Below are 26,008 nucleotides of genomic sequence, written 5' to 3' on the forward strand. Positions count from 1 at the left end.
TGGGACGGACGGTGGGAAGGCCGGTCCGGACTATGGGACCAGAGTCACCGCTTCGGTGGACGCAGGCGTCGCGCCCAGCCGGGGCGTCCGCTCCGCCCGGGCCACCGCCGGCCCGATCACCAGCCCGACCAGCACGAAGATCGCCGCCGCCGGGTACCAACCCCAGCCGCCGGTGCTCACGCCGAGCGCGGTCAGCCCGGCCGGCGCGACCAGGAACTGCACCTGGGAACCGAGCCCGAACGCGCCGACGTACGCGCCGCGCCGGGCGGCCGGCGGCAGCGTGGCGGTGAGCCCCCACGTGCCCGCCGACTCGATCAGCTCGGCCAGGATGAGCAGCGTCGCGGCGGCCACCAGCACCACCACGGTGAGTAGCCCCCGGGTCTGCCCGGAGACCGGCACGACCACGCAGAACAGGGCGATCAGCAGCGCGCCCCGGCGGGACGCCCGGGCCGCGCCCGGCGCGCTGTCCGCGCCCCGGCTGGCCCGCACCTGGAGCAGCACGATCAGCACGGTGTTGAGCAGCACCAGCGCGGCGATCAGCGTCTTCGGCGCGTCGGTGCGGGTGAGGATCCACAGCGGCAGCACGGTCAGGTAGAGCGTCTGGTGTGCGGTGAGCAGCCCGGACAGCAGCGCGACGGTCATGAACGGGCGGTCGCGCAGCACCGCCAGCCGGCTCGTCGGCCCGGTCGGGCGGGCCACCTCCGGCAGCCGGGGCAGCCGCCGGACGAAGCCGGCGGTCACCAGGAAGACGGTGGCGATGAACCAGACCATCCCCCGGTACGCCCAGATCGTGTCGACGGCCAGCACCAGGCCGCTGATCAGGGCGCCCAGCCCGAAGCCGACGTTCAGCGAGGAACGCTGGTAGGCCATCGCGGTGACCCGTTCCTCCGGCCGCAGCACGTTGATCGAGTAGACCTGGCGGGCGGTGCCGGCGGCGGCGCCCACCACGGCCAGCGCGAGCACCACGGCGAGGAACCCGGCGAAGCCGCCGACGAGCGGGTACGAGGCGAACAGCGCTGCGTCGAGCAGCAGGCCGACGATCCAGACCCGCTGCGGGCCGTACCGGTCGGTGAGCGCGCCCAGCGGGACGGTGCCGAGCAGGGACGCCCCGGCGGCGAGCGAGAGGCCGAGACCGACCTGCGCCGGACCGAGCCCCAGCGCCCGGGTGAAGAAGACCGCGCTGCCGGCCTGGAACAGGCCGTTGCCGACGGCGTTCACCATGGCCTGCACGGCCAGGGCGCGGGTCAATCCGGCCGGCGGTACGACGTGCCGGACGGCGGTGTTGATGCTCTCCCTGGCCCCCATGGCCGCTGAGCAAACCGGGGCCACGCGCTCCGGTCGAGCCATTTAGGCTGGGCCGAATCCTGCGTCCGGGGGTGCGTGTGTCCGAGTTGCGGTTCACCGTGGCCGACGTCGCCGGCGTACGGTTCGCCGTGTCGCCGGCCAACGAGACGGTCATGAGCATGTGGGCGGTGCGCGACCCGGTCGGGCACGCGGTGCACCTGCCCTGGATCGACCGGGCCCGGGTCACGCTGCGCCGCCCGGAGGTGGCCGCCCGGGTCCGCCCGCTGGTGGAGCTGACCCGGCCGCGTCGCTGGCTGCCCGACTTCCTCACCCCGGCGGCCCGACCCGACGTGGGGATGGCCGAGCAGCTCGACCAGATCGCGGCGACGCCGCCGCAGGTCGTGGTCCAGGATCTGCTGGCGACCGAGCCGAGCGGGCCGCTGAGCCCGTTCGGGGCGGCGTTGCTCGCCGACCCGCGCGGCCTGCTGCCGCAGCTCGTCGACGCGGTGCGGGTCTGGCACGACGAGGCCATCGCGCCGGACTGGCCCCGGATGCGGGCGCTGCTCGACGCCGATGTGGCCTACCGGGCGGCCCAGCTCGCCGAGGGCGGCGCGGGCCGGTTGTTCGCGCAACTCCATCCGAGCCTGCGCTGGTTCGGCGACCGGGTGGTCAGCGACGACCCGTTCGAGCGCGACTTCGACCTGCGTGGCCGAGGGCTGGCGCTGAACCCGGGAGTGTTCACCTACCGGCGGGTGCTGTGGAACCTGCTGGAGGACTCGCTGCCCGGCGGGGCGTATCCGGTCCGGGCGATCGGGACGCTCTGGGAGCGCGCCCCGGCCCCGCCCGGCGACCCGCTGGCCCGGGTGCTCGGCGCCGGCCGGGCCACGTTGTTGCCGCTGCTCGACGCGGCGGTGACCACGACCGACCTGGCCCGGCTCACCGGGATGTCGGCCGGGAACGTCTCCCAGCACCTGTCCGCGCTGCACGCCGCCGGGCTGGTGGCCCGGTTCCCGGCCGGGCGGCGCGTGCTCTACCGCAACACCGAGGTCGGCGCCGCCCTGCTGCGCGCCGCCCGGGGCACCTGAGCCGGCCGGGTCGGGTGCGGGCGGTCGCCGTCAGCGCAGCAGCAGGGCGGGGAGGGGTCGGCGGCGGCGGAGCGCGGTCTCCCGGGCGTACAGGTCGGGTGGAAGCGTGGCCGGGTCGCCGAGGCGGCCGACCGCGGCCACCACCAGCGGCCGGACGTCGTCGGGCAGGTCCAACTCGGCGGCGAGACGGCGGCGGTCCAGGCGGGTGACCTGGCGGACGTGCAGGCCGAGCGCGGTGGCCTGCACGGTGAGGTGGGCGACGGCCTGGCCCAGGTCGTACGCGCTGCGCTCCGGGTCGCCGCCGGCGTGCGCGGCGAGCAGCAGGGCGGCGGCGTGCCGGGCCCAGCCCTGGTCGGTGTCGGGCAGGCCGACCAGGATCCGCTTCCACGTCTCGTCCTGCCGGCGCCCGAGCGCGAACCGCCACGGCTGCGCGTTGCCGGCCGAGGGCGCCCAGCGGGCCGCCTCCAGCAGCGCGGCCACCTCGTCGGCGGTCAGCTCGGCGTCGGGGTCGAACGCACGAGGGCTCCAGCGGAAAGCGAGCAGCGGGGTCAGGTCGGTCATGGGTAGAGCGTCCCTGATGCCCGGTTTGTCATCCAAATCAGGGTGGAGTGATGTGGGCAATGCCACCCGTAACGGACAAAGAGCTACGACGTTCCCGGCGTCGGCGCGTCCCGGCCCACCGGCTCCCCCTCGCTCACCGCCCCGGCCAGCTCGACGGTCGCCGGCGCCGGGCCGGGCGAGCCGGTCAGCGTGAGGCTGCCGAGCGTGGCGCGGACCGCCACCGGGGTGCCGTCCTCACCGAAGCAGTAGACGCCCACGTCCAGCGGTGCGTTCAGCGAGGCCGAGGTGGAGTCGACCGCGTAGCACCGGCCGGTGACGCCGGCCGGCGGCGGGGCGGGGGAGACCGCCAGCGGGGCCCGCCGGTCGGTGAGCACCTCCAGCCAGTCGGTGAAAGGGTGCTGCACGCGCGGGTCCAGCCGGCGGGGCACCGCGTCGTCGGCGTCACCGAGGCGTACGCACCCGGCGGGCCCCGTCCAACCGGCCGAGGGCAGGGCGCACTGGAAGAGCCCGTCCGAGGTGGCGGCGAGCGAGACGTCGACCGTGCCGTCCCGCCCCCAGCCGGGCACGTCGACCCGCCAGCTTCCGTCGTTCCCGCTGGTCACCGCCACCGTGCGGGTGGGGCCGTCGGGCGGCGCGAACGCGTACGTGGCGGTGAGGTGCCGGTCCTGCGCGGCGGCGGCCAACCCGGCCAGCTCGTCGCGGGCGGCGTCGACCTGCACCGGCACGGGATCGACGGTGCCGGCCGGCGCCGAACCCGGCGGGTCGGCGACGCAGGCGGCCAGCAGCGTCGGCAGGGTGAGCGCGAGTGCGCCGGACAGCCGGCGGGCCGCGCGTCGATGAGCGTGCACCGGGTCATTCTGCGGTGCGACGGTGGCTCCGGTCAGCCCACCGTACGGCTGTACCGCTTGGCGTGTCGCACGACGTCCGGGCCGGTGCCGCCGGGCGTGCCGCGTGACGCCCGGGGCTGGTGAGCCGCCCCACGCCGGGCCGGATGGTGGGATCACCCGACCCGGCCGCACGGCCCGCCGGATACCCTGAGGGCGTCTGACACGCGCCGCCGGACCTTCAGACCCGGCGGCGTCGGCACGCTCAGGGTCGTCACCGGGAGGGAGTGCACAGTCGTGGCACTCGTGGTGCAGAAGTACGGCGGGTCCTCCGTCGCCAACGCCGAGCGGATCAAGCGGGTGGCCGAGCGCATCGTGGCGGCCCGCAAGGCGGGCGACGACGTGGTCGTGGTGGTCTCCGCCATGGGCGACACCACCGACGAGCTGCTCGACCTGGCCAACCAGGTCAGCCCGCTGCCGCCCGGCCGCGAGCTGGACATGCTGCTCACCGCCGGGGAGCGGATCTCCATGGCGCTGCTCGCCATGGCCATCCACAACCTGGGGTACGAAGCCCGCTCGTTCACCGGTTCCCAGGCCGGCGTGATCACCACCTCGGTGCACGGTCGCGCCCGGATCATCGACGTGACCCCGGGCCGGCTCAAGGGCGCGCTCGACGAGGGCGCGGTGGTGATCGTCGCCGGCTTCCAGGGTGTCTCGCAGGACACCAAGGACGTCACCACGCTCGGCCGGGGCGGGTCGGACACCACCGCGGTGGCGCTCGCCGCCGCGCTGCACGCGGACGTCTGCGAGATCTACACCGACGTGGACGGCATCTTCTCCGCCGACCCGCGGATCGTGCCGAACGCCCGGCACATCAAGCACATCACCTACGAGGAGATGCTGGAGCTGGCCGCCTGCGGCGCGAAGGTGCTGCACCTGCGCAGCGTCGAGTACGCCCGGCGCGCGGGGTTGCCGATCCACGTCCGTTCGTCATACTCGACCAACACCGGCACCATGGTCACCGGATCGATGGAGGACCTTCCCGTGGAACAGGCACTGATCACCGGGGTCGCCCACGACCGCAGCGAGGCGAAGATCACCATCGTCGGGGTGCCCGACGAGCCGGGCGCCGCCGCGCGGATCTTCGACACCGTGGCCGGTGCCGAGATCAACATCGACATGATCGTGCAGAACGTCTCCACCGAGGGCACCGGCCGCACCGACATCTCGTTCACGCTGCCCAAGGCGGACGGGCCGACCGCGATGGCCGCGCTCAGCAAGATCCAGGAGCCGGTCAAGTTCAAGGGCCTGCTCTACGACGACCACGTCGGCAAGGTCTCCCTGATCGGCGCCGGCATGCGTTCCCACCCGGGCGTCGCCGCCGGCTTCTTCGCCGCGCTCGCCACCGCCGGCGTGAACATCGAAATGATCTCCACGTCCGAGATCCGGGTCTCCGTGGTCTGCCGGGACACCGATCTCGACAAGGCGGTCAAGTCGATCCACGACGCCTTCGAGCTGGGTGGTGACACCGAAGCCGTCGTCTACGCCGGCACCGGGCGGTAGCGCGGATGCCGTCGCTGCCCACCCTCGCCGTGGTCGGGGCGACCGGTGCCGTCGGCACCGTGATGTGCCAGATCCTCTCCTCCCGCCGCAACGTGTGGGGCGAGATCCGGCTGCTCGCCTCCGAGCGCTCGGTCGGCCGTCGGGTGCCGTGCCGGGGTGAGGAGCTGACCGTCCGGGCGCTCACCGCCGACGCGTTCGACGGCGTCGACGTGGCGATGTTCGACCTGCCCGACGACGTCTCGGCCGAGTGGGCGCCGATCGCGGTGTCCCGGGGCGCGGTGGTGGTGGACAATTCCGGCGCGTTCCGGATGGACCGGGACGTGCCGCTGGTGGTCCCCGAGATCAACCCCGATCAGGTACGCAACCGGCCCAAAGGGATCATCGCCAACGCCAACTGCACCACGCTGGCGATGATCGTGGCGATCGCCCCGCTGCACCGCGAGTACGGCCTGCGCGAGCTGGTCCTCGCCTCCTACCAGTCGGCCTCCGGGGCGGGGCGGACCGGGGTGGACGCGCTGCACCTCCAGCTCGGCAAGATCGCCGGTGACCGGGCGCTCGGCTCCCGGGCCGGCGACGTACGCCAGGCGGTCGGCGAGGAACTGGGCCCGTTCCCGGCCCCGTTGGCGCTCAACGTGGTGCCCTGGGCCGGCTCGCTGGCTGACGGCGGCTGGTCCTCCGAGGAGCTGAAGCTCCGCAACGAGTCCCGCAAGATCCTCGGCCTGCCCGACCTGAAGGTCTCCGCGACCTGCGTACGGGTGCCGGTGGTGACCGGTCACTCGGTCGCCGTGCACGCGGTCTTCGCCACCGAGGTGGCCGCCGAGGGGGCCCGCGAGGCGTTGCGCAACGCGCCGGGCGTGATCCTGGTCGACGACCCGGCCGCCGGGGAGTTCCCGATGCCGATCGACGCGGTCGGCACCGACCCGTCCTGGGTCGGCCGCATCCGCCGGGCGGTGGACGATCCACGCGCGCTGGACCTGTTCGTGACCGGCGACAACCTCCGTAAGGGCGCCGCCCTCAACACCGCCCAGATCGCCGAACTCCTGGCCAAGGAGCTCACTTCCCACGCGCGTTGATCTTGCACTTTGTGCCCCGGCAAAAGGGGTGAATGCCACGCGGGTGGGACCGAAAGTGCAAGATCGCCGTGAGGAGAGGGCGGCGGTCAGGCGGCGGATAGGTGGACGCCGTCTCGGCCGTGTCGCTTCACCGCGTAGAGGGCCTGGTCGGCGCGGTGCAGGGTGCGCTCCGGGGGCTCGTCGGGGCGGGGCAGCGCGATGCCGACGCTGATCGTCCGGCCGGTGCGGCGGGCCGCCTCGGTGAGCCGCTCGGCGATCCGGACCGCCTCCTGCGGGTGGCTCACCTCGATCACCGCGAAGAACTCGTCGCCGCCGGTCCGGTACAGCTCGTCGCCCTGCCGCAGCGCGCCCTCCAGCGCCCGGGCCAGTCCCACCAGCAGCCGGTCGCCGGCCTGGTGGCCGTACGTGTCGTTGACGTGCTTGAACCCGTCCACGTCGATGGCCAGCAGCGCGGTACGCCCCGGCGTGGCGGTGGCGATCCGCTGCCCGAACGGGCCGGTGTGCCGCAGCCCGGTGAGCGGGTCCGAACTGGCCTGCTCGCGCAGCCGCGCCAGCGTCCGTAGCCGGTCCAGACAGGTCCACGCCTGCCCGGCCAGCAGCTCGATCAGGTTGACCGTGGTCGGGTCGGGCCGCAGTGACCGTCCGTCGGCGACCAGCAGCACACCGCCGCTCGACGGCGTGCCGACCGGCACCGCCACCAGCGTGCGCGCGCCGGCCCGGGTCAGCGGCAGGTACTCCTCGGTCGGCGGGTGCCCCGCCTCGCCCAGCGTGTACGCCGACCCGTAGCGGTGGGCGCGGTCGATGATCCGGTCCAGCGTGGCGGGGCCGGCCTCGGCCAGCTCGGCCCGGATCCGCGCCTCCAGTTCCCCCGGGGTGTCGGTGGGCGCACCCAGCCGGGGGCCACCGCGACCGGTGAGCACCAGCACGGCGGCGGAGAGCGCGGACACGTCCCGGGCCGCGGCGATGGCGGCGGTCATCAGGTCCCAGTCGGTTCCGGCGGCGGTGAACGCGGCGGCGTGCCGGAGCAGCTTCTCGCTGCGGCTCTCGGCGGGTGGGCCGCCGAGCGCCGCGATCCGGGCGCCGAGCCGGTCGGCCAGCCGCTCGGCGGTCTCCTGCCAGGGCGCCAGCGTGACCGGCTCGCTCCACTGGAGATCGAGCACGCCGATCGGGCGGCCGGCCGGGTCGCGTACCGGCACGCAGAGTTCCGTGGTGACGTCCGGGCGGATCGGGAGGTAGTCGGGGTCGGCGGCGACGTCGGGCACGGCGGCGGTCTCGCCGGAGGCGTAGACCCGCCGCACCACCGACGGTTCGGGCCGGTGCCGGGCCGGCCCGGCATCGTCGGCGGTCGCCGGGACGTGGGAGAAGACCTGCCAGGCGCCGGTGGCCGCGACGCACCGGAGGCGGTCGTGGACGCGGAGCAGAACGGAGGCGGTCGCCGGGGTGTGCCGGGCGAGCGCGGTGACGGTCCACTGGCACGCCTCCGGCACGGTCGACGCCGTGGGAAGGCGCACCGTGACGTCGCGGAGGACTCGCTCGTGATCCACGTCGTTCCTGCTCGGAGGGGGTGGGTTCGCGATCAAGCGTACTCAGCGGGACCGCCGTCGACCTTCGTACACATGTGCTATCCACAGGCTGTGGACGCGGCCTGTGGGCAACGCGTGGGCCGGGGCGGCGGTAGCGTGAGGGTCCCGGCCCGAGGAGGCGCCGATGCTCATCGCCCAGCTCAGCGATCCGCACGTGACCACCGGTCCGCTCGCCGCCGAGCCGGCGGCCGGCCTGCACCGGGCGCTCGGCACGGCGCTCGCCCTGCGCCCCCGGCCTGACTGCGTGGTGATCACCGGCGATCTCACCGGCCACGGCCGGCCGGACGAATACCTCGCCCTCCGCGAGATCGTCGGGCGGTTCCCCCTGCCGGTCCACCTGGCCGCCGGCAACCACGACGACCGCGAGTCGCTGCTCGACACGTTCGGCGGCACCCCCCACCTGGCCGGCGGTTTCTCCGCGCACTACCACGTCGACCACCCGGAGGTGACGCTCGTGGTGCTCGACTCGCTCACCCCGGGCGGCTCCGGCGGTCGCCTCGGCGACGAGCAGCTCGACTGGCTCGACGGGGTGCTCGCCGGCCGGCCGGAGGCGCCCGCCGTCGTGTGCCTGCACCATCCGCCGGTCGCGGTGGGCCTCCCGGCCGCCGACGCCATCGGGCTCGCCGACGCCGACGCGCTCGCCGCCGTGATCGCCCGACACCCCCACGTCGTACGCGTCGCCGCGGGCCACCTGCACCGCCCGGTGACCAGCGCGTTCGCCGGTACGGTGCTGACCTGCGCGCCGAGCACCTGGATCCAGGCCAGCCTGACCATGGCCGACGGGGACGAGATCGGCTGGGTCGCCGAGCCGACCGGGTTCCTGCTGCACCGGGTTGCCGACGGTGGCTGCGTCACGCACACCGTCCAGGTCAGTCACGCCGCCGGCCGGACGTGCGGGTTCTGACCGCTCCGGTGTCCCTGCTCTGGTATGTCGCGTACGGGTCGAACCTGCACGCCGCGCGGCTCGACCGGTACCTGCGCGGCGGGCGCCCGGCGGGCGGGCTGCGCACGTACCCGGGCTGCCGGGACTGCCGGCCGCCGCGCCGGACGGTCCCGGCGCTGATCCCCGGCGGCGTCTACTTCGCCGGCGAGTCCCGCGCCTGGACCGGCGGCATGGCGTTCTACGACCCGGAGCTGCCCGGCCGGGCGGCGGTCCGCGGCTACCTGGTCACGGCCGAGCAGTTCGCCGACATCGCGGCCCAGGAGATGTACCGGCCGCCCGGCGCGGATCTGGCCGGGATCCGCGCGGCGGTCGCGACCGGGCGGGCCACGCTCGGTCCGGGCCGGTACGAGACGCTGCTGCGGGTCGGGGAGCGCGACGGCCAGCCGATGCTCACGTTCACCGCCCCGCACCGCGCGGTGGCGGTGCCCTGGACCCGACCCGCCCCGGTCTATCTCGGCATGCTGGCCCGGGGGCTGCGGGAGGCGCACGGCTGGGGTGTGGCGCGCACCGTCGACTATCTGTCCGGCCGGCCGGGTGTCGCCGGGCGGTGGAGCCGGGCGGCGCTCCGGACGCTGGTCGGCGCCGCCCACGTCGCGGTCGCCGACCCGCCCTCCGGTCTCCAGGTCGAGTTCGGACAGTCCGCTCCGGCCGCCGGACCGGTGGACATGAACGGCCGTTCGGCCGGCGACGGATGGCCCGCCGGGAGTTTTTCCGGTCAGGAAGGTTGCCACAGCAACGTTTTCGGCGTGACATGAGCGACGGCGCCGGCTCCCTGGTCCCTGGGGGCCGGCGCCCTTTCGTGGGCCGGCGTGCGCCGTGCGGGAATTCACCCGACGGTCATGTCGGACTCGTCGGGCAGACCGGCACGGGTCGCCTGGTGCGGTGAACATTCCGAATGCCACCCCGGTCGACCTGCGGCCCGGTGGATGAGAAGCTACCCCGGGCGGGGCGGCGTTCCCCCGAGTGCCGCCTTCCGCGATCGACCCCTGTCACGGCACGCATCAGGGTCGCCGGGCGAACCATCGTCCGGGCAACCACGCGCCGGTATCTCACGAGGAGTTCCATGTCCGTCCCCGGGATGCGCCGCCGGGCCGCCGTCGGCCTGGCCGCACTCGCCGCGACCGCGTTCACCGCCGTCGCCGTCACCCCCGACCAGGCTGAGGCCCACTCGAAGCCGGTCGACGTCCAACTGCTCGCCATCAACGACTTCCACGGCAACCTGGAGCCGCCGACCGGCTCCAGCGGCACCATCGACGGGCAGGCCGCCGGTGGCGCCGAATACCTGGCCAGCCACCTGAAGGCCATGCGCGCCGCGGCGCAGGCGCAGGGCAAGGGCACCGTCACGGTCGCCGCGGGCGACCTGATCGGCGCCTCGCCGCTGCTCTCCGCCGCGTTCCACGACGAGCCCACCATCGAGGAGATGAACCTCGCCGGGCTGGAGTTCGCCAGCGTCGGCAACCACGAGTTCGACGAGGGCGCCAAGGAGCTGCTGCGGATGCAGCGCGGCGGCTGCCACCCGGTGGACGGCTGCGCCGACGGCACGCCGTTCGAGGGCGCGAAGTTCAAGTACCTCTCCGCCAACGCGTTCAAGACCTCCACCGGCCTGCCGCTGATGCAGCCGTTCGGCATCAAGATCGTCAAGGGTGTGCCGATCGGCTTCATCGGCATGACCCTGGAGGGCACCCCGAACATCGTCAGCCAGCAGGGCGTGGCCGGGCTGCGCTTCACCGACGAGGCCGACACCGCCAACAAGTACGCCAAGATCCTGCGGCTGCTCGGCGTCAAGAGCATCGTCGTGCTGCTGCACGAGGGTGGCGTGCAGAACGGCGGCGGCATCAACGACTGCACCGGGTTCAGCGGCCCGATCGTCGACATCGCCAACCGGATGGACCCGGCGATCGACGTGATCGTCAGCGGTCACACCCACGCCGCGTACAACTGCAACATCAACGGCAAGCTGGTGACCAGCGCCAGCTCGTTCGGCCGCCTCGTCACCGACATCAACCTGAAGATCGACCCGCGTACCCGGGACGTGGTCAGCGCGTCGGCGAACAACGTGGTGGTCACCCGGGACGTCGCCAAGGACCCGGCCTCGACCGAGCTGATCAGCCGGTACAAGACCGCGCTCGGCCCGGTGGCCGACCGGGTGGTCGGTGAGACCACCACCGCGATCACCAAGACCCAGGAGAACCTGTACCAGACCGGGGTCGACGCCAACGGCAAGCCGACGTACCAGACCGGTGAGTCGCCGCTGGGCAACGTGATCGCCGACGCCCAGCTCGCCGCCACCGACACCGAGCAGAACGCGGTCGCCGCGTTCATGAACCCCGGTGGTGTCCGCGCCGACCTCGACGCCGGCCCGGTCACCTACGCCGAGGCGTTCACCGTCCAGCCGTTCGCCAACAACCTGGTGACGCTGGACCTGACCGGCGCGCAGCTCTACTGCATGCTGGAGCAGCAGTTCACCGTGGCGCGGGTGCTCTACGCGTCCTCGTCCGTGCACTACGTGGTGGACGTCAACGGCACCACCGCGCCGGCCGGTACGCCGTGTGCCGGCAGCCGGGTGGTCCGGGGCAGCCTCACCATCAACGGCACCCCGGTGACCGACACCGCGACCTACCGGGTCACGGTGAACAACTTCCTCGCCGGTGGCGGCGACGGCTTCAGCGTCCTGACCGGCGGCACCAACGCGGTGACCGGCCAGATCGACCTGGACGCCTTCACCGCGTACCTGACCGAGAAGTCGCCGGTGTCCGCGCCGGCGCTGGACCGGATCCAGACCACCGCGGAGGTCCCCGCCGCCTGACCCGTACCGCCAGTGGGCCCCGGAGCACTGCTCCGGGGCCCACTGCCGTCTCTCTTCCCCCACCGTCCACACCCACCTTCGGCGCGTTGATCAAGGAGTTTGCGTCGAGAACGCGCCGCGCGGCGACGCAAACTCCTTGATCAACGAGCGGGTCGTGGGTGGTCTGCCATGCTGGGGCGGTGAGTGCGACCTGGCGTCATCTGCCCGCCCCGGCCCGTGAGATCGCCGCGAGCGCCACGGACGCGGTCGACGCCGCCCGGGACCGGGACGCCGAGGCGTACCGGCCGGCGGTGGAGCGGCTCGCCGCCGCCGACCGGGCCGGGCTGGTGCTCGGCGGCGCGGTGCGGCTGCTGCTGGAGGAGGGGCATCCGGACGGGCTGGACGGCGACGACGTACGCCAGGTGCTGGAGCGTTGCGTCCGGTCGGCCGCGACGTGGTGGCCCGAGGTCGACCCGCACGTGCTGCTGGTGCTGCTGGCCGGCGCGCTCGGCGTCTACGACCCGGGCGACGACGACAACCCGCCCGACCCGGCGGCGGTCGCCCGGCACGCCCCGCTGCTCGTCGCCGACCTGCTGGCGGTCACCGGACGCCCGTTCGCCGACTACCTGAGCGCGGCGTTCGCCGAGGTGGCCCGCACCGAGCTGCACGACTGACGGGGCGGGGCGGACGCTTACCGTCCACCCCGCCCCGCTCCCACCAATCAGGCGGTGCCGGCGACCTCGAACGAGTACCAGTTGGCGTACTCGCTGAACGTGCCGTCGGCCTTGACCGCGTAGACCGTCAGGGTGATCCAGCCGCTGGTCTGCGGCGTCCACGTCACGGTGGCCCGACCGTCACCGTCGGCGGTCACGTCGGTGAACTCGCCGTCGTCGCCGAACGCGTACCGGTAGGTCGCCACGTCGGTCCACCCGGGCGGCGGCGAGAAGGTGAAGGTGCCGGGCACCCCGACCCCGCCCACCGGGCTCCCGTCGGCCGGCTGTCCGTAGACGTCGGAACGCACCCCTGGCCACGGGTCGAAGTAGGCCCACCAGGAACGCTCCTCCGAGACGAACCCGTTGGCGCTGCGGCTGCGCACAGTGACCCGGTAGCCGTTCGGATCGGTGGCCCGGAAGCTGAAGTAGGCGACGCCGTCCTCGTCGGCCCGTCGAGTCTCCGGCGGGTCGTTGTTGAGAGTGATCTCGTACTCTTCCACCCCGGTGAGGCCAGCCGCCGGGGTGAGCCTCAGCAGCACGTCCTTGTTCCACTCCGGTGGTCCGTCCGGCGTCTCCACCTGCGGTGCCGACGACGGCACGTACACCTGGTAGACCACCGGCGTGGAGACGTTGCCGGCAAGGTCGATCGAGCGCACGGTGAGCCGCTGCGGGCCGGCGCCGTTCGGACTGAGGGTCACCGTCGCCGTGCCGCCTGGTGAGTCGGCCCGCACCGTGCCGGGATAGCTCAGCGGGTCGGGGCAGACCAGTTGGCCGAGGTCACCGCTCCACTCGCAGACGTTGACCCCGAGGTCCCCCCAGCGGTACTGGAAGCCCGCCACGTCCTTCTTGCCGTTGCCGGAGAACGTGAAGACACCCGGCTCGCCGGCCGGCACCCACTGGCCGCTCTCCGCGGAGGGGTAGTTCGACGACGTCACCGTCGGCGCCGCGGGCGCGGTGGCGTCATAGCTGAAGTAGCACTTCTTCGACCAGGCGGACGTGTCCGCGCCGTCGCCGACGCGTGCCTGCCAGACGTACGAGGTGCCGTCGGCCAGCGCGTCGGCGGGCAGTTGGACCGTGTTCGCCCGGCCCGAGCTGCCGTGCTCGCCGCTCAGCTCCCGCCGCTGCTCCGGGTGACCGACCGGCCAGAACGCCACATCGGTACGCAGGCTGCGCTGGTCCCACTCGTCGGCGTCGGAGCCAACCGCCTGGAGCACGTGGGCGAAGGAGCCGATCTTCGGGTACGGCCGCAACTGGGTGCAGGCGAAGCCGCCGTTGTAGAGGCGCGTGTTGTCGACCGTGGGCAACGAGTTGTACTGCACGCTGAGCTGGACCTGCTTGTACCAGTTCAGCTCACGCGCGTACGTCGGGTCCGACTCGTACTGCTCCGGCACCCGGAGCAGGAAGGTGATCCGCCGCTGCTTCTGCGCCACCGCTTCCTGGACGGCGGTGCCCACGTCGAAGGAGATGGTGGCCCGGGGGCAGTACTCCGGCGTCACGATCTCGTCGAGCTTGCCGATCGGCTCCGGCTGCCGGTTCCAGGTGGGGGTGGAGCCCACCTGCTTCGTACGCCAGATCTCGATCGCCCGCTTCGTGCAGTCCGCGGCGGTCTGCTCCTGGATGAAGACCTTTCCGCCGTAGATCTTCCGACCGCCCTCGAACTGGGACAGGTCGAAGGTGGCATAGATCCGCGAGGTGTGCGACTTCCCGGCGTCGTCGACCCGGGTGCCGAGCGGCATGTTGACGCCCTCGGCCCAGTTGTACGCCTTGGCGGGGGTGGCCGAGTCGACCCAGCCGCCCTGCACCTGGGGTGGGGTGGTGTAGTGCGGCGCCGCCACGGCGGCGCCGTCGGTGGTGACGACCGTCAGCCCGGTGACCCCCAGGGTCAACCCGAGCAGGCCGATGAGGCCACGACGTGGCCTGACACTGAACACAGTGGATGTCCTCCCGTTGCCGTCCGGGCGCCCGCCCGGACAGTTACGGGCATCAAACCGTTCCCGTGCGGGGCGGGCAACGGCCTTTCGGTCGATCACCGGACGCGCGGGGGACGTACTTCCGACGCGGTCACGGGCTCGCGGCCAGGAAGACGAACGCGGCGAGCAGCACCAGGTGCACCCCGCCCTGGAGCACGGTGGCCCGCCCCGGCACCACGGTGAGCACGGCGGTCACCGCGGTCAGCGCCAGCAGCGTCATCTGGGTGCCGCCCAGCCCCAGCAGCAGCGGGCCGTCCAGCCAGATCGAGGCGATCGCGATGGCCGGGATGGTCAGGCCGATGCTGGCCATAGCCGAGCCGAGCGCCAGGTTCAGACTGATCTGCACGCGGTCCCGGCGGGCCGCCCGCGCGGCGGCCAGCGTCTCCGGCGCCAGCACCAGCAGCGCGATGACCACGCCGACGAACGCCTGCGGCAGGTTGGCCGCCTGGACGGCGGACTCGATCGCCGGGGAGATGGTCTTCGCGTCGCCGACCACGGCGACGAGCGCCACCACCAGCAGCGCCAGGCTGGCCAGCGCGGTACGCGTGGACGGCGGTTCGGCGTGCCCGTCGCCGTCGGTGTCCTCCGCCAGGATGCTGCCCTCCTGGGTGACCGGGAGGAAGTAGTCGCGGTGCCGGCCGGTCTGCACCATCACGAACAGCAGGTAGAGCGCGAGCGAGGCGACCGCCGCGAAGGCGAGCTGACCGGGGGAGAACTCCGGGCCGGGCCGGCTGGTGGTGAACGTGGGCACCACCATGCTGAGCGTGGCGAGCGTCGCCACGGTGGCCAGCGCCCCGCCGGTGCCCTCCGGGTTGAAGACCGCCACCTGCCGGCGTAGCGCGCCGAGCAGCAGCGACAGGCCGAGGATGCCGTTACAGGTGATCATCACGGCGGCGAAGACGGTGTCCCGGGCCAGCGCCTGCGTCTTGTCCCCACCGCTGATCATCAGCGTGACGATCAGGCCGACCTCGATCACGGTGACCGCGACCGCCAGCACCAGCGAGCCGTACGGCTCGCCCACCTTGTGCGCCACCACCTCGGCGTGGTGGACGGCGGCCAGCACGGCGACGGCGAGCAGGGCGGCCACCAGGAAGATCAGTGGACCGGGCAGCTCCCGTCCCCACGTGAAGACGAGGAGGATCACGGCGAGCACGGGTACGACGGTGGTCCAATCGGTCAGGCGGGATCGGATCATCGCTGGCATGCGTCTACCTTGCCAGGTGAACCGGTCGGCCGCCCGCGGCCGGGAGATCGTCTGCGCTGCGTCTCGCCCGTCGGTCGTCCTCAGCCGGTTCCGAGGCCGGCGGCGAGGCCGGTGATCGCTGTCGGGGCGAGGGGCTCGCGGGCGACCTGGGCGAGTACGTCCTGACCGGCTGGTCGCTGGCGGATCTCGGCCGGCGCGATGCGGTCGGCCGCGGTCAGGGCGCGGCCGGCGTTGACCGGATCGTTGACGTGGAGGTAGACGCGGGCGGCGTCGATCAGGTACGCGGCGCGGTGTTCGGGGGGCAGCCACCGCCAGCCGTCGCGAGTGGTCACTTTCTCGTGCCGGGCGATGGCCTGTCGTGCGTCGCCCAGCTCCGCCATCGTGGTGATCCGGGCAAGCTCGACCGCCGTGGGTCCGAACCCGGTCCGGTGGTGGTCGTGACCGTCGCCCACCCGTGCGGCCATCTCGGCGGCCTCGTCGATCAGCCCGACGGCGGTGCGGGCGTCCCCGTCGCGGCATGCGGCCAGGGCGGCCTGGACGAGGAGCGTTCCGCACAGGGACAGCTCGTGCGGGGAGCCGTACTCGATCACCGGCGGGGCGATCCGGTAGGCGGCGGCCAGCATCGCCGACGTTGCCAGCCTCGTCCGCCCCGACTCGCGGAGGACCGGGCCGAGCTGCACGGCGGCGGCGGCCACCGAGAGCCGGTCTCCGGTGGCGGCGATCATCGCCCGGTCGACGGCCAACCACGCCACATCGGTGGCACCGAGCTTCGTCAGCAGCGACGCCGTCACCCGGTACGCCTCCACCAACGGCGTCCGGCTTGCCTCGGGATCGTGGGCGTGGGCGCGCTGCGCGTCGGTCAGCAACTGCGGCACCAGGTCGTTCACCTGGGGATAGCGGGCGTACTGGAAGGTGCTCCACGCGTGCGCGACCTCCCGCGACAGCGCCTCGACGGACAGCACGGGACGGCGAGCGGCCGGGCGTCCCAAGGCGATCTCGTAGCTCGACAGCGCCGCGCGGATCCGCTCCACCCCCTCGACGCGCTCGGTCACCCCGAGCGGTTGAGCGTGTCGACCGAGTAGCACCGCCGTGTCGATCCGCAGGGCGGCGGCGATGTCCTGAAGTGTCGACACCTTGTCCAGCGACCGGACACCCCGCTCGACCTTGTCCACCCAACTCTTCGACTTACCCAGCCGGTCGGCCAGCATCTGCTGGGACAGCTTGCGTCGACCCCGCCAGTACGCCACCCGCCGTCCGACCGGTAGCAGATCAGTGCTGTTCACGGCGCCACCGCCGGTCCGGCACCGCCCGGGTCGTCTCCTCGGCCGGTATTCGGTCCGCCTCGGCCTGCTGGAGAAGCCGTTGCCGGGCGGCCTCTCGCTCCGCCTCCTGGATCTGCTCGCCCCGGTTTCCGGACGGAACCTTCTGATTCATCCCTACCTCCGCTGGTAGGGGCGCGACGGCGTGTTCGGAAGGATCGACACCACCGCGCCCGGCTCCAGGCGGGCCACTTCTCAGCGGTACCGGACCGAACGTGATCCGCCCTGATAACAGCATCGAGTGACGAGTCGATTACTTTAAGGTGGCGCGTGTCCGCTGGACGAGCGGGCTGTCCGCTGTCAGGACGCGGACCGGTACGACTCGTAGACCTCGCGCAGCGCCGACGCGTCTTTCGCGCCGGTCTGCTCGACCCGCCGGAGCACCTCTCGCGCCCGCCACCAGTTCGAAGGCACCACCCGTCCGGAGCGGATCGCCTCGGCGGCGACCGCGCTGGCTTCGTCGGGTTGATCAGCCGCGACCAGCGCCAAGGCCAGGTCGAGACGCGCGGAAGCGGAGCGTCTGGGGCGGTCGCCACCATCTCCGCGCGGATCCAACTCCGCCAACACGACTCGGGCGACCTGCTCCGCAGCCGGGTCGCCCGCCCAGGACAACGTCGTCGCTGTGTACGCCAACGCCTTCGTCGGGTCGTACCGGTAGTGATGCTCGGCCCGCTCCGGCACGGACAGGTTCGCGGTGACCCGCTCCAAGCGGTCCAGCGCATCGCGGGTTCGCCGGACGTCACCGACGCGTGCCCAGACCCGAGCCTCCTGCGCCGTCGCCTGGATGTGCGCCGAGCTTGCCCGGGGCGCCACCCGCTGGGCCTGCTGTGCCAGTTCGATCGCCTGCCGGTGGTCGCCCGAGGTGAGCCGGTCCCACGCCCGGGTCTCCAGGCACCACGCCTGGATCTCCGCATGCTCGCCGTGTTCGGCGAGCGTGGCTGCGGCGGCCAGATGCACGCCGGCCGTGGAACGCTGCTCTAGGTCGATGTGCACCGTCGCCCGCAGCACGGTCAGCCAACCGCCGGCAACGATCAGACGCCGCCGCTGCGCGAGGGTGCCCCGGCCGTCGAGCAGCCGACCCACGTACGCCAGATGCCGCCGCACCATCGGCAGCAGGTCCACCGGCCGCGTGGTCGCGTAGGCACTCGCCAGGTCGTCGACGCCTGCCTCGATCCGGGCCAGCGTCTCGGCACTCACATCACTGGCGCGTACCCGTGCCAGCAGTTCGTCGGCCTCCGCGTCGTGGTCGACGGGCTGCCCGACGAGCCGCACGAGTGCCCCACCAGCCTGAAGAACCTCATCAAGGTGCCGGGCCGTTTCCGGCGTCGGAGCCTTGGCGGCGGCCTCCAGATCGTGCAGATGACTCTTGCCCCGGTGCGCGAGCTGCCCGAGCGCCCGCAGGGACAGCCCTCGCCTGGCGCGCAGCGCCCGTAGCTGGGCCCCGAAACGCGGATCGACGTGCGACACGACGAAGCTCCCAGCGCAGGAAGGAGGAACGCGCCCCACCACATCGGAAGGTACACCTGAACGCCACGCTATGTGACGTCACGCACCTTGGCGAGCGGCTCAGATTCGAAGATCGCTGGCCGGGACATCTCGGCATCCTATTTGCGACTCGATCCTGCCTGCCGTCATAGCGGCGAGTGGTTCGCGTGCCGTAGCGTCGATGCATGACGACGGTGGTGGTATCGCTCGTGGGGTTGGCGGTGTTGGTGCTCGCGGTCGTTGTCTTCGTGAGTCGCCGGGACCGGGATCGTCTCTCGTCCGAGGTGGATTCGACTGCGGTCCGCCAGGCCAGTGCCAACCAGCATCAGCACGAGGCGGAGCGGCACTTCGGGTCGGGCATCGCCGCGAGGCATCAGAATCCCCCCAGTACGTAGGCCCGCCCGGCTCAAGCCAGGCCGCGTGGTGCGCGTACCTCAGAAATGAGTCAAGGCCCCTCCGTGGAGGGGCCTTGACTGTCACTTACCTCTGGTCGGGGTGGCCGGATTCGAACCGACGACCTCTTCGTCCCGAACTGTCGGCGAGCAGGTTGGATCGGGCTCTACGCGAGGTCAGACGGTCTGCTGAGGCGCTTCTCGGCTTGGTGCGGCTGGCATGGTTGCTGTACTTCACTGCTGTACTTCTCATCCGCGTGTAGCGCTGCTCAGCCGACCCCGAGCGTGGCGGCGAGCTTGGCGATTGTGGTCGGGGCGCGCGGCTCGCGGGCGACCTCGGCCAGGATCTCCCGGGCGACAGGCCGGTACATGATCTCGGCCGGTGCGGCGCGCTCGATTTCCGTCAGCATGCGAGCCGCGTTGCCCACGTCCCCGGCGTGCAGGTGGGCACGGGCGATGTCGAGCAGGTGCGCGGCGCGGTGTTCGGCGGGTAGCGCCCGCCAGCCGGAACGCGCCGTGGCCTTCTCGTGCCAGGCGATCGCCGCATGAGCGTCGCCGACCTCGACGGCTGCGGCGGCGCGGGCCAGTTCAACGGCGGTGGGTCCGAACCCGGTGCGGTGATGGTCGCACCCGTCGCCGACCTGCTCCGCCATACCGGCGGCCTCGTCGAGCAGTTCGCCGGCGGCAGCCTCGTTGCCGTCCTGCGCCGCCGCCAGACTGGCCTGGATGAGCAGGGTCCCGCACAGGGACAACTCCACCGGTGTGCCGTACTCGATCACGGATGGAACGATCCGGTACGCGGCGGCGAGCATCACCGACTTCGCCTCCCGCGACCGGCCGAGCGCGCGCAACACCTGGCCGAGCTGGACCGCTGCATCGGCCACCAGCTCACGGTCGCCGGTGGCGGCGAGCATCGCCCGATCCACGGCCAGCCACGCCAGCTCAGCATCGCCGAACTTGACCAACAGAGCGGCGGTTACCCGATACGCCTCGACCAGCGGCCCACGACCCGAGCCCCGATCGTGAACATAGGTTCGCTGCGCGTTGGTGAGCAGGTCCGGTGCCAGGTCGACCACCTGCGGATAGCGGGCGTACTGGAACGTCGTCCACGCGTATCCCACATCCCGCAGCATCCGATCCACCGGAACCACGGGACGGCCTGCCAGCTTGCCCAACGGGATCTCGTAGCGGGACAGCGCCGCTCTGATCCGGTCGACGCCGTCGCCGCGACCCTTCGCCTGGACCGGTGCGGCGTCCTGGCCGACAAGCGCGGCGGCGTCGATACGGAGTACCCGGGCGATCTCCTGAAGCGTCGACAGCTTGTCCAGCCGCCGGACACCGCGCTCGACCTTGTCCACCCAACTCTTCGACTTGCCGAGCCGGTCGGCGAGCACCTGCTGCGACAACCTTCGCCGGCCCCGCCAGTACGCCACCCGCCGACCGACCGGCAACACCTCACCGCTGCCCACGACGCCACCGCCGATCCGGCACCGCCCGGGTCGTCTCCTCCACCGGAATCCGATCCGCCTCCGCCTGGGCGAGAAGCCGCCGCTTCGCCGCCGCCCGCTCAGCCTCCTGAATCTGCTCGCCCCGGCTCACCGCCGACTCGTCGCCCTTACCCGGCACCTCACACCTCCCGCCACCCCCAGGTGATGGAGAAGCTACGGAGAGCTATGGATGGGCTCCATGGCCAGCGGACATGTCACCGTGACATGGGACGGCTCGACCAGCACGAATGGTCGCCATACGCTCTGACTTGAACACCATGGGTAGTCGGAATGCGACGCTGGGAGCCGCCGTGCCGCTCGATCCGCTTCGAATACCAGAGGACGCATGGTCACACGGCGAGGTGCTGACCGCCTTGGCCGCCCGCGACATCGGCGGACTGTTCCGCTGGATCACCAGCCTCACTGGCGCGAGTCAGAGCCGGATTGGGGCCGCCGTCGGACTGGAACAGGGCTACGTCAGCCGGATCATGGCCGGACGCAAGGTCAACTCGATCGACGTCCTGGAGCGAATCGCCGAGGGATGCCGGATGCCCGACCAGGCGCGAATCGCGATGGGCCTGGCACCCCGACAGGCCACCCTGCCGCCCGCACCGGCCGGGCTCACCCCAGGTCGGCCCAGCGAATCGCCGACTACTCGGACCTGGCAAGACGACGTCCGCAGTGCCACAGAGCTTTGGCGAGGTGACGTGAACCGTCGAGACGTGCTCCGACAGGTGGCCTTCAGTTCCGCCGGCTACACCCTGCCGGCGTTGCGCTGGTTCACGGCTCCCGATCCGGCCCCGGTGACGCAGCCCGGCCGCGATACCGTCGGTCAACCGCAGATTGACACCGTTCGCGCGATGACCGCGACCTACCGCGGGCTGGACAACCAGTACGGCGGCGGGCACGCCCGCGACACCGTGGCCCGCTACCTCCATCAGGAGGTGACCCCACTGCTCACCGACGGCCGCTACGACCATCGCACCGGTCAACGGCTGCTCAGCGCCGCTGCCGAACTGGCCCAACTCGCCGGATGGCAGGCGTACGACACGGCCGAACACGGCATCGCCCAGCGGTACCTCACCCTCGCCCTGGACTTCGCCCACGCCGCCGGAGACGACGGGCTCGGCGCGGAAATCCTCGCTGCGATGAGCCACCAGGCCACCTACCTGGGCCACACCGCCACCGGCCTCGATCTCGCCCGCGCCGCCGGCCAGGCCGCCCGACGCGTCGGAGTCCCCGTCCTAGCCGCCGAAGCCCACGTCATGGAAGCCCACGCCCTGGCCAAAGCCCACGACGAACGAGCCTGCGCCGCCGCCCTGCACAAGGCCGAACAAGCCCTCGACCGAGCCGACCGCAGCGCCGAGCCGCAATGGCTCAGCTACTTCGACGAGGCATACCTGTCGGCCAAGTTCGGCCACTGCTTCCACGCCCTCGGCCGCAACACCCACGCCGAACGCTTCGCCGCCCGATCCCTGCGCATGGACAACCGCTACGTACGCGGCAGGGCCTTCAACCTCGCCCTACTCGCCAGCATCCACGCCCAACAAGGCGAAGCCGAGCGGGCCTGCACCACCGGTGCAGAGGCGCTGAGCCTGACCACCCAGCTACGCTCCGCCAGAGCCGTCCGCTACCTGCGCGACCTGCAAACCCATCTCGCCCCACACCGGCGGCTACCCACGGTTCGGCACTTCACCGGTCGCGTCGACGCCACCCTCGGCCCACGACGCTGACCGTCACAGCGCTCCCCTGGCCTTACGCGCGACCAACTCCAGCACGGCGATTACAGTGCCGGCACCGACGATCTCGCCCTGAGTCACAAGCCGGTACGCCTCTTCTAGCGGAATCCAGGTGACCTGCTCAGCCTCGTTCACGTCCACCGGCGTGCCGATGTGCTCGGCCTGCCGGGCCAGGAACAGTAAATTCTCGGCGTCGGCAGTACCGACCCACGGTTGGAAGGACAGCAACGGCTCGACGTCTTGAGGGCGCCAGCCGGTTTCCTCCTCGACCTCCCGCACCGCGCAGGCTGCCGGTTGCTCCTCGCCGTCGACATAGCCGCCGGGCAGCTCCCACACCCACCGGTCGAACACGAACCGGTGCCGCCGCATCAACAGCAAGCGATCCTGGTCGTCGAGTACGGCGACCATGGCCGACCGGGGAGCCCGGATTACGTACTGCTCGAACCGAACCCCGTCGGGCAGCTCGACCTCGGCAATGCTCAGCCGCGCTCGGCGGGTGTCGTCCACGACCCGCTCACCGTGAATGGTCCACCGGGTCAACCCTGTCGCCTGCTTCTCCACCACCCCGTCAGTATCCGCACCGCCCCCTCACGATGCTCGACAGGCGGCACCTACTGGACGCACCAGCCGGGCCGCTTACCCCTCGCTTGTAAGTTCTGGGCGCTTCGTCCGGGCACGTCTGCGCACGTCTCTGACGTCGGGCGCTGGTCCGTAGCCCTCCGTCGGTGGTCCCCGTCGTCCGACCCGGTTGCTGTCATCGTTGCTGTCGACAGCAACCGGGCCATCGCGCCTGGGACCTCGCCGGACTGTCGGCTTGGAAAGCAGGTTGATCTACACGGTGGGTAGTTGCAGCATCAGGGAGATCGCTACCGAACGTTGATCGTCGGACAGATCACGTGCCGCCGTCGCCCTGTGTTGACCGCTGCGTCGGGCACGCATAGGGCACGGGCCTGGCCCAGACGAGACGGACGTCGGTGGCGTAGCTGCCAGCAGGGACGGGTGAGGTCACGTGCTCTTGGAAATCGACGGCCGCAAGGTGCGAACCGAAGCCGACCTTCACCAACTCCTGGCCCGTGCTCTCGACTTCGGACCGCACTACGGTGCAAACCTGGATGCTCTGTGGGATCGACTGAGCAGGGATGTCCCCCGTCCGGTCGCAGTCGTCTGGATTGACTGGCAGGTCAGCGAGAGGAATCTCGGAGCGGAGCGATTCGGAAGGATCTGCGGCCTCCTGCGAGCTGTGGAAGCCGAGGACCGAGAGGCCGGTCACGAGGAGCGGTTTACGTTCGAGTTGCGATAATCTCTTCGTCCCGAGGGCATCACCAGCCATCGATGAGCTGGGCCAGCAGCAGCGCACGGGCTGCCCGGACGGGCCGCCGCAGTCCATGGACGTCCAGCGCTGCTCCGGTGTCAGACGTTGAAGCGGAACTTAGACCGGCTCGGTCGTGACCTGCGCCGGCCTTGTCGGCACGCCGGCCGAGCCCCATCGTGGGCTGCCGTCGCTACTGACTGGTTGCCGACGTTTGACGGCGTCTTGTGCCCCCCGTGTGCCCCGAACCGGTCCGCCGCAGCTCGCCGTCCTCGGCACTGGTCACCGCTCGTGCGCAGGCTGGGGCGCGCGCCGATCATTTCCCGTTGGGCTTCGGACGGTCGCCGTCAGTGCACGCCAAGTTCCGCGCGAGCTGCCTCCACGAAATCTTTGAGCAGCGCGCGGGTATCCCTCAAAAACTCATCCACCGTCAGTTCGCTCGCATCATCCTCTGACAGCAGGTAATCGCCGCCTTTTGCTAGCCCCTCCCACAGCATGTCAGCGGCGTCGCGTACCGGCTTGGAGCCGATGAGATCTACCTCAACACGCACTGCGTCAAGCTCTTCAATCGCGTCCGCAAGATCCGCCCAGTTTGTTTGATGGTCATCCCACTTCAGGGAAAACTGCACTATGTGTCTTCCGATTTTGGCAGCGAACAAAGCGTAAATTCGACGCCGTTCGGCGTGCCATCGGACCGAATCTTCCCTGCGAGCCCGCCGTGCGTCCAGGAACATGGTCACTAGCTGGGAGACGGTCACGCCGCCCACGGCAAAGATGCCTGCGACTACCGGTACAGCCCACCAGGGTGGCTGGGAGGACATCGCGGGCACCAGTTCCACAGATGCGAGTATGCCTCGTCATCGCAATCGTCCCGATACCCACGTGGAGACCACGCTTCGCCGGCCTCATGCACGGACGGCTTGACTCCTTCGTCCCGAACGAATGATCAGTCGTTGCCGAGCTGGGCGAGTAGCTGGGCTGAGCTGCCGAAACAGTCCACCGATCGTCCGTGGCCGACCGGCACCGGCCGCCTCGGTCATCACCCAGTAGGTCACTCGCCTCGCTGCCAGACGTTGAGGCGGAAGATGGTCGTTCTGCATGCTGGCTACATGGCGCTACGCTCGGCCGCATGATCACTCTTGCTCGCCCCTCCGTCGCCTCGTTGTTCCTAGAAATGCGTGTGCGCGACGAGTTCTTGGCCTCTGGCACCGGCTTCGTCGTTATTCATGGAGATCAACCATACTTGATAACAAACCGACACAACCTCAGCGGGCGGAGCTCAGATACGAATGAGCCTAGGCATTCGAGTGCTGCCACTCCCGACTCCGTCGCGATCATGCACAATTCAAAGACTGGTCTAGGTAACTGGGTAAAAAGGTTTGAACCAGTTGTTAACGCGGAGGGCGAGCCGCTCTGGCTGGAACATCCACGCTTTGGTCGGCAGGTAGACGTCGTTGCTCTGCCTCTTCGAAATCTTGATGGAGTTGAGCTATACCCTCACCAGCTTGAAGACAACGGGCCCGAGGTTTCTGCCGGCATTTCCGAGGGGGTCAACATTATCGGGTTCCCGTTCGGCCTGACCGGCGGCGGCGTGCTTGGAATATGGTCGAGGGGCTTCATTGCAACGGAACCGGACATTGACTTTAATGACTTGCCGCTGTTTCTTATCGATAGCCGAACCCGACCTGGTCAGTCCGGATCGCCGGTGATCGCGTATTTCGATGGCGGCATGGTCCGCCTTAAGGACGGAGGGTCAGCAATGTTTTCCGGGCCGCCAATCGAGAAGCTACTCGGCGTCTACTCTGGCCGAATCAATTCCCAAAGCGATCTGGGCTTTGTTTGGAGAACTTCCGCCGTCAAGGAGATTCTTGCAAAGTCAGGCTGACATCATGACCGACGAAAACCCGCCATCCCGTATGCCATCGACCCGCCCTCCTGGGGAGCAGGCCGCCGCCCGGCCCGCCACGTCAAGCGGACCTTGACGCACGTACGGACCCTGGCGGGTCGGGCGGTGGTCTGCTCGGCTCGCCCGGGTCGAGGGCAGGCGGGATGGCCTACCGCCACCACCCACGGGCCGTTACCCGCCGACGCAGCCCCGGCCATCCTGGAGCCGGAGCGCCCCCGCCGGAGGCGCACTGACCGCAACCCCGCCACCGCCGCCAGCTCGCCGACGCGGCCGGCGTGCGCTCCCCTGCGCCGCGCGGGCTCGTGCCCGCGCGGCCCGGCCGGCTGCCGGCCCACCCCACGTCGTTCAACGGCCTGTCGTTCTGCGGCGGCCCCTTGGGCTTCCCGCTTCCGCGCCAGCCGCCGGGCATGTTGCGTGGCCGGAGTCGGAGCGCCAGCGGAGCGACGGACACGCGCCCAAGCGGCGGCGCGTGCGGCCCGTTCAGGGCCGCCTTGATAGACGTACAGAAAGTCCTCCCACACCAGCCGGCAGCCGGCCGCCCTGCGGTTTCACGGCGGGTTGACGTGTCGGTACCCGGTGCTACTCTGGCCCTCGTCGAGCACGTCAGCGCGGCCTTCCCGGCGGATCGCTGAACTCGACTTCGGAGTTGCCGAGCGGCCTTCTTGCCGCTGATGCGGGTCACGTCCCGCCGGCTCTCGATCGCACCGGCCGTTGCGCCGGCCCGGAATCCACTGAGCGGCCCAGCACGGCCTTCCCGCCGTCCACGATGGCCCTCGGATTCGT

Annotated in this window: 24 protein-coding genes; 11 read left to right on the plus strand and 13 right to left on the minus strand. The window is 71.3% G+C overall.

Going from position 1 to position 26,008, the window contains the following annotated elements:
- Positions 1–30 precede the first annotated feature (30 nt).
- The gene (locus tag ACLQ2W_RS23110; protein ID WP_425788544.1) at positions 31–1,305 is read right to left on the minus strand and encodes an MFS transporter; all 1,275 of its coding nucleotides are present in this window, start codon (positions 1,303–1,305) and stop codon (positions 31–33) included.
- Between the two features lie 77 nt (positions 1,306–1,382).
- Between ACLQ2W_RS23110 and ACLQ2W_RS23115 the strand changes: the two genes are divergently transcribed.
- Positions 1,383–2,369 carry an ArsR family transcriptional regulator gene (locus tag ACLQ2W_RS23115; protein WP_425788546.1) on the plus strand — a complete coding sequence of 329 codons (987 nt, stop codon included), beginning with the start codon at positions 1,383–1,385 and terminating at the stop codon, positions 2,367–2,369.
- Between the two features lie 30 nt (positions 2,370–2,399).
- Here the strand turns inward: ACLQ2W_RS23115 and ACLQ2W_RS23120 are convergent, their stop codons facing one another.
- Entirely contained in the window at positions 2,400–2,930 is a 531-nt protein-coding gene (locus tag ACLQ2W_RS23120) for a nitroreductase family protein (protein ID WP_107162277.1), read from the minus strand.
- Between the two features lie 83 nt (positions 2,931–3,013).
- Positions 3,014–3,778: a hypothetical protein gene (locus tag ACLQ2W_RS23125; protein WP_281934249.1), complete on the minus strand. Its 765-nt coding sequence runs from the start codon at positions 3,776–3,778 to the stop codon at positions 3,014–3,016.
- A 273-nt stretch (positions 3,779–4,051) separates the two neighbouring features.
- Here ACLQ2W_RS23125 and ACLQ2W_RS23130 point away from each other — a divergent pair, with 273 nt between their 5' ends.
- The gene (locus tag ACLQ2W_RS23130; protein ID WP_281934251.1) at positions 4,052–5,317 is read left to right on the plus strand and encodes an aspartate kinase; all 1,266 of its coding nucleotides are present in this window, start codon (positions 4,052–4,054) and stop codon (positions 5,315–5,317) included.
- Between the two features lie 5 nt (positions 5,318–5,322).
- Positions 5,323–6,390 carry an aspartate-semialdehyde dehydrogenase gene (locus tag ACLQ2W_RS23135; RefSeq protein ID WP_425788549.1) on the plus strand — a complete coding sequence of 356 codons (1,068 nt, stop codon included), beginning with the start codon at positions 5,323–5,325 and terminating at the stop codon, positions 6,388–6,390.
- Between the two features lie 86 nt (positions 6,391–6,476).
- Here the strand turns inward: ACLQ2W_RS23135 and ACLQ2W_RS23140 are convergent, their stop codons facing one another.
- A complete protein-coding gene (locus ACLQ2W_RS23140; protein ID WP_425788551.1) occupies positions 6,477–7,934 on the minus strand; it encodes a diguanylate cyclase domain-containing protein in 1,458 nt (485 codons plus the stop codon).
- A 163-nt stretch (positions 7,935–8,097) separates the two neighbouring features.
- On the opposite strand from ACLQ2W_RS23140, the gene ACLQ2W_RS23145 reads away from it, so the two are divergent.
- The 4 genes from ACLQ2W_RS23145 to ACLQ2W_RS23160 all read left to right on the plus strand — a co-directional run bounded on the left by ACLQ2W_RS23145 (position 8,098) and on the right by ACLQ2W_RS23160 (position 12,375).
- Positions 8,098–8,877 carry a phosphodiesterase gene (locus tag ACLQ2W_RS23145; RefSeq protein WP_425788553.1) on the plus strand — a complete coding sequence of 260 codons (780 nt, stop codon included), beginning with the start codon at positions 8,098–8,100 and terminating at the stop codon, positions 8,875–8,877.
- A complete protein-coding gene (locus ACLQ2W_RS23150; RefSeq protein WP_425788555.1) occupies positions 8,865–9,671 on the plus strand; it encodes a histone deacetylase in 807 nt (268 codons plus the stop codon). The genes ACLQ2W_RS23145 and ACLQ2W_RS23150 overlap by 13 nt, the downstream gene beginning before the upstream one ends.
- Before the next feature lie 308 nt (positions 9,672–9,979).
- Positions 9,980–11,722, plus strand: a complete 1,743-nt coding sequence (locus ACLQ2W_RS23155; protein ID WP_107159640.1) for a bifunctional metallophosphatase/5'-nucleotidase — start codon at positions 9,980–9,982, stop codon at positions 11,720–11,722.
- Between the two features lie 179 nt (positions 11,723–11,901).
- On the plus strand, positions 11,902–12,375 hold the full coding sequence (locus ACLQ2W_RS23160; RefSeq protein ID WP_425788557.1) for a hypothetical protein: 474 nt from the start codon (positions 11,902–11,904) through the stop codon (positions 12,373–12,375).
- Positions 12,376–12,422: 47 nt separating this feature from the next.
- On the opposite strand, the gene ACLQ2W_RS23165 is transcribed toward ACLQ2W_RS23160, so the two are convergent.
- The 5 genes from ACLQ2W_RS23165 to ACLQ2W_RS23185 form a co-directional block, all read right to left on the minus strand.
- Entirely contained in the window at positions 12,423–14,345 is a 1,923-nt protein-coding gene (locus ACLQ2W_RS23165; RefSeq protein ID WP_425788559.1) for a DNRLRE domain-containing protein, read from the minus strand.
- A gap of 130 nt (positions 14,346–14,475) precedes the next feature.
- A complete protein-coding gene (locus ACLQ2W_RS23170) occupies positions 14,476–15,579 on the minus strand; it encodes a calcium:proton antiporter (RefSeq protein WP_425789009.1) in 1,104 nt (367 codons plus the stop codon).
- Between the two features lie 89 nt (positions 15,580–15,668).
- A complete protein-coding gene (locus tag ACLQ2W_RS23175) occupies positions 15,669–16,871 on the minus strand; it encodes a helix-turn-helix domain-containing protein (protein WP_425788561.1) in 1,203 nt (400 codons plus the stop codon).
- Positions 16,858–17,022, minus strand: a complete 165-nt coding sequence (locus tag ACLQ2W_RS23180; protein WP_281934266.1) for a hypothetical protein — start codon at positions 17,020–17,022, stop codon at positions 16,858–16,860. The genes ACLQ2W_RS23175 and ACLQ2W_RS23180 overlap by 14 nt, the downstream gene beginning before the upstream one ends.
- Before the next feature lie 185 nt (positions 17,023–17,207).
- Positions 17,208–18,413: a helix-turn-helix domain-containing protein gene (locus ACLQ2W_RS23185; protein WP_425788563.1), complete on the minus strand. Its 1,206-nt coding sequence runs from the start codon at positions 18,411–18,413 to the stop codon at positions 17,208–17,210.
- Between the two features lie 164 nt (positions 18,414–18,577).
- On the opposite strand from ACLQ2W_RS23185, the gene ACLQ2W_RS23190 reads away from it, so the two are divergent.
- Positions 18,578–18,787, plus strand: a complete 210-nt coding sequence (locus ACLQ2W_RS23190; protein WP_425788565.1) for a hypothetical protein — start codon at positions 18,578–18,580, stop codon at positions 18,785–18,787.
- Positions 18,788–19,053: 266 nt separating this feature from the next.
- Here ACLQ2W_RS23190 and ACLQ2W_RS23195 read toward each other — a convergent pair whose 3' ends face one another.
- Positions 19,054–20,253, minus strand: coding sequence for a helix-turn-helix domain-containing protein (locus ACLQ2W_RS23195; protein WP_425788567.1), 1,200 nt, complete (start codon positions 20,251–20,253; stop codon positions 19,054–19,056).
- Complete coding sequence (locus ACLQ2W_RS23200) at positions 20,240–20,410, minus strand: hypothetical protein (protein ID WP_425788569.1); 171 nt, start codon at positions 20,408–20,410, stop codon at positions 20,240–20,242. Before ACLQ2W_RS23200 ends, ACLQ2W_RS23195 begins: the two co-directional genes overlap by 14 nt.
- Before the next feature lie 139 nt (positions 20,411–20,549).
- Between ACLQ2W_RS23200 and ACLQ2W_RS23205 the strand changes: the two genes are divergently transcribed.
- The gene (locus tag ACLQ2W_RS23205; protein ID WP_425789011.1) at positions 20,550–22,004 is read left to right on the plus strand and encodes a helix-turn-helix domain-containing protein; all 1,455 of its coding nucleotides are present in this window, start codon (positions 20,550–20,552) and stop codon (positions 22,002–22,004) included.
- Between the two features lie 3 nt (positions 22,005–22,007).
- Here ACLQ2W_RS23205 and ACLQ2W_RS23210 read toward each other — a convergent pair whose 3' ends face one another.
- The gene (locus tag ACLQ2W_RS23210; protein WP_425788571.1) at positions 22,008–22,574 is read right to left on the minus strand and encodes an NUDIX hydrolase; all 567 of its coding nucleotides are present in this window, start codon (positions 22,572–22,574) and stop codon (positions 22,008–22,010) included.
- Between the two features lie 472 nt (positions 22,575–23,046).
- Here ACLQ2W_RS23210 and ACLQ2W_RS23215 point away from each other — a divergent pair, with 472 nt between their 5' ends.
- Positions 23,047–23,310: a barstar family protein gene (locus ACLQ2W_RS23215; RefSeq protein WP_425789013.1), complete on the plus strand. Its 264-nt coding sequence runs from the start codon at positions 23,047–23,049 to the stop codon at positions 23,308–23,310.
- A 356-nt stretch (positions 23,311–23,666) separates the two neighbouring features.
- Here ACLQ2W_RS23215 and ACLQ2W_RS23220 read toward each other — a convergent pair whose 3' ends face one another.
- The gene (locus ACLQ2W_RS23220; RefSeq protein WP_425788573.1) at positions 23,667–24,158 is read right to left on the minus strand and encodes a hypothetical protein; all 492 of its coding nucleotides are present in this window, start codon (positions 24,156–24,158) and stop codon (positions 23,667–23,669) included.
- A gap of 290 nt (positions 24,159–24,448) precedes the next feature.
- On the opposite strand from ACLQ2W_RS23220, the gene ACLQ2W_RS23225 reads away from it, so the two are divergent.
- Entirely contained in the window at positions 24,449–25,204 is a 756-nt protein-coding gene (locus ACLQ2W_RS23225; RefSeq protein WP_425788575.1) for a trypsin-like peptidase domain-containing protein, read from the plus strand.
- Positions 25,205–26,008 lie beyond the last annotated feature (804 nt).

It is taken from the genome of Micromonospora sp. DT227, assembly GCF_049841835.1.
Classification (GTDB): Bacteria; Actinomycetota; Actinomycetes; order Mycobacteriales; family Micromonosporaceae; genus Micromonospora.